Raw genomic sequence first — 1,653 nt, 5'->3', positions numbered from 1 at the left:
AATTAATGACCAACTGTTTGTTTTGAATAACGCCCACTTTATCAGCAAAGCTATACGCTTCTGTTTCATCATGCGTTACTAAAATAGCGGTTGTGTTGGTTTTTTTAAAAATTTTTCTCACCTGTTTAGCCAAAACATCCCGATGACTTTTATCCAAACTCGAAAACGCCTCATCCAACAACAACAACTTAGGCTTAGGTGCCAAAGCTCGTGCCAAAGCAACCCGTTGTTGTTCGCCACCTGAAAGTTGATGCGGATACTTCCTTTCAGTACCAGTCAAACCAACCAAAGACAACAACACCTCAACACGCACTTGCTGCTCATGTTTAGATTGACGGCTAATGCCAAAAGCAATATTATTCTCAACGCTCATATGTGGAAATAACGCATAATCTTGGAACACCATCCCCACCCCTCGCGTCTCAGGCGGTTCTTGATGTTCTCCCTTATTTGAAAGTTGCTTACCATTCAGTATGACGCTACCATTGAGTGCGTTGTCAAGTCCAGCAATAAAACGCAACGCCGAACTTTTTCCACTACCGCTATCACCCAACATCGCAAAAATCTCACCATCTGCTAACTCAAGACTAAATTCTTGCAAGACTGTTTGCTTGTTATATTGAACAGATAAATCGTTGACTTTCAGCATTTATAAATAAAAATGATAATGATTATCATCTATTATATAAGAAAACGATGATATGTGCCAATTAATTTATGCTCTTTAGGGCTCTATTCGTAAACGCTTACCTATTAAAAATTTATAGAAATACTGTGTTAGCTAACTTTGCAAAAAGATTGTAATGGGATTCTTTTGTGATTATCTATATTAGAAATTACCCTATCATAATCCTTTGGTTCTACCACTAAAAATTGCCCCATCATACCTTCATCTTCATGTTCTAAGATGTGGCAATGATACATATACGGGTATTGAGTATCAGCATAGTGGTCAAATTTAGCAATCACCCTAACCGTTTCTTCAGGTAGTAGCAACACTGTGTCTTTCCAACCCCGTTCATTTTCTGATGGAGGTGTAGCATCAGAACCATCACCTTGTTCACGGTCAAGTATTTGAAATTGGATATCGTGAATATGAAATGGGTGTGTGGTGTGTGCGCCGTTGGTAATGCGCCAAATCTCAGTATCTCCTTTTTTAACAACTTCGTTAATCACTGCCATGTCCATTTTTACACCATTGATTAAATGTAGCATTTTTTCGCCATAAAATTTACTACCATCTGTACCTACAAACATAGACATAAAATTGCGCCGATTAATCTTAAAACCGCTCATCACTGTTAAACCAAAGTTTCTGGTTTTAACCGCATCAAATTCTTTGATTCTATCAATCTTAGTTAAAAAACTTGGAATAATGTTAATTGCATTTGCACTTGCTTCTTTAGAAACTTCAATAGACATAATATCAAAAATTTTCATATCAAACTTGTCAACAGAATGTGCTAAACGACCTGTGCCACCTACCTTGAAAGGCTCTCCAAACTTATGTCCATATAGTTTATTTTTATCATAATATTCAGCACTAAAACTTTTCAGTTTCAATGTTTGACCTTTGAAATTAGATAGATTAACAAGGATTTCCGCGCGCTCAGCAGGTCCAAGCAGTACCCTTGTTAACTTAACTGGCTTTTC

At 37.1% G+C, this 1,653-nt stretch carries 2 protein-coding genes; both read right to left on the bottom strand.

What is annotated here, in order from left to right; all coding sequences use genetic code 11:
• Nucleotides 1-649, bottom strand: a 649-nt coding sequence (locus BAZSYMA_RS01740; protein WP_090714974.1) for an ABC transporter ATP-binding protein, incomplete at its 3' end; no start/stop codon positions are given.
• Between the two features lie 128 nt (nt 650-777).
• On the bottom strand, nt 778-1,653 hold an 876-nt coding region (locus tag BAZSYMA_RS01735), incomplete at its 5' end, for a multicopper oxidase family protein (protein ID WP_195910046.1).

Source organism: Bathymodiolus azoricus thioautotrophic gill symbiont, assembly GCF_001298715.1.
In the GTDB taxonomy this organism is placed as follows: Bacteria; Pseudomonadota; Gammaproteobacteria; order PS1; family Pseudothioglobaceae; genus Thiodubiliella.
This window is presented reverse-complemented; position numbering and strand designations above follow the sequence as displayed.